This window comes from Nonomuraea sp. NPDC049784 (genome assembly GCF_040659615.1).
Classification (GTDB): domain Bacteria; phylum Actinomycetota; class Actinomycetes; order Streptosporangiales; family Streptosporangiaceae; genus Nonomuraea.
Window position 1 is genome coordinate 1 of the sequence record NZ_JBFAMX010001240.1, and the last position, 1,260, is coordinate 1,260.

The 1,260-nt window shown below is 64.6% G+C and carries 1 protein-coding gene; it reads right to left on the minus strand.

Annotated elements, in window-relative coordinates; translation table 11 throughout:
* Positions 1-245: 245 nt before the first annotated feature.
* Complete coding sequence (locus tag AB0J09_RS65075) at positions 246-503, minus strand: hypothetical protein (RefSeq protein ID WP_360714531.1); 258 nt, start codon at positions 501-503, stop codon at positions 246-248.
* Positions 504-1,260: the final 757 nt, after the last annotated feature.

The following is a 1,260-nucleotide window of genomic DNA, read 5'->3' on the forward strand; positions in this document are numbered from 1 at the left end:
TCGACCTGGCCTGCGACCTCTACGTGACCCCCCTCACGGACTGACCACACCAGATCCGAAAGTCAACCCCCGAGAGACTTCCAGGCAAGGCCACTAAGGCTCAGAGCATCTGCCATGTCCACGGGTGTTGCTGAGATGTTCAAGATCCACCGTAGCGATCCGGCTCCCGGTCGATAGGAGCGAGGTTGAGCCGCTCTTGCGCGGCCGGGATTGTGGCCCGACCGCGCAAGAGCGATGCGCCATGGTCAGCCCGGTGCCCTCTCGTTCGTGGCGTCCGCCATCGACGCGTCCGGCATTTTGGCGATGGTCTGGGGCATCTCGCTGATCCATGGGAGCTGGAACTTGAACGGACGGGCGAGCTGCGGCAGCTTGCCCAATGCCTCAAGGCCATGCCGATCCACCACATGACGGCAGAATCTCAGCCATAGCCAGAACTTGATGGCCAGGCAGATCGACGGAACTGCGCCGAGAAGGACAGCGACGATGTAGATCGTCGGGGACATTTTGCGCAACCTCCAACAGAGGCCACGTATTTGGCGCAGCCTCCAATAGAGGCCGCAATCAACGTGCCCAAGATCAGGCGGCCTAGCCTAGGTTGCGCAACAGAGACCGTTAGCCCCGGTCGGACACTGGCTGCGACCATGTGGCATCCCGCAGACTCGCGGCGGAAATATCACACGTCACCAGATTCGACCCGCGAGAACGCGTGACTTGGCTGGATCCGATGCGGGTGTGACGACACCGGGTTCAGCGTGTCCGCCGCCTCTGCTCGGCGCGCAGTTCACACCGCATGTAGTCCGGTCCCTTGGGCAAGCACATCACCCGCAGCTCGGTAGGGACACCCTGGCAGCGGGGTCCTAACCATCCATTGCTTGTTCAGTTGTGCGATCAGGATATCGCTGACCTGCGTGGGCGTCGGCGTAGTCGGTCTCCTTTCTCTCGCTGGACAAACGGGCCGCTGTTCACCGGACCGCAGAGGAAGTCCCGACCGCCTGGGCTGAGCTCGTTGCCCCGCGGTGCCGAGCGGGCCGCGACGATGCCGACGCCGGGCGCGGCCAGGTCGGGTTTGCCGCGGTCGTCGCGGATCGGTCCAGCGCTGCTCGTCGGGCCGGGTGGCCGCGCGGGAGAGTCGGCGTCGTAGGCGCCTACGACCGGCGGCAGGTGACCGTTAGCGATGGTGCCGGTGGTGTGGCCAGGGCTGGCGTTGTTAACGCTTACCGGCCAGCCGCCACCTTGACAGCCCACAGGGGAACACCACGT